Raw genomic sequence first — 394 nt, forward strand, 5'->3', positions numbered from 1 at the left:
GGATTTCCAAACAGCTGCCAGACAAATGGAAGCTGCGTCACCCCGCTCCACGTCATAAAATCAGGCAGACCGCCGCTGGCCTCCATCTTTAAATACATGGCCATACAGTATGCTCCCAAGCCAAAATAGACACCATGGCCCAGACTCAGGATACCGGTATAGCCCCAGATCATATCGAGCCCGATGGCTATAATGGCAAAACACATATATTTTCCAAACAGTCCCACACGGAACATGGACATGCAAAAGGGCATGACGGCGAGAACCAGAAATATAAGCAGCGCCAGAACTGTCGTACCCTTGATTTTTTTCCTTTGATTCATACCTGTGCCTCCTGTTTTGATTCAAACACCCTCTAGTCTTCCAGTGCCCGGTTCTGTACCGCAAAGATTCC

1 protein-coding gene is annotated in these 394 nt (G+C 48.7%); it reads right to left on the reverse strand.

Annotated elements, in window-relative coordinates; translation table 11 throughout:
• On the reverse strand, positions 1-323 hold a 323-nt coding region (locus tag NE664_15295), incomplete at its 3' end, for an urea ABC transporter permease subunit UrtC (GenBank protein ID MCQ4727997.1).
• Positions 324-394 lie beyond the last annotated feature (71 nt).

The sequence above is a fragment of the Anaerotignum faecicola genome (genome assembly GCA_024460105.1).
Classification (GTDB): Bacteria; Bacillota; Clostridia; order Lachnospirales; family Anaerotignaceae; genus JANFXS01.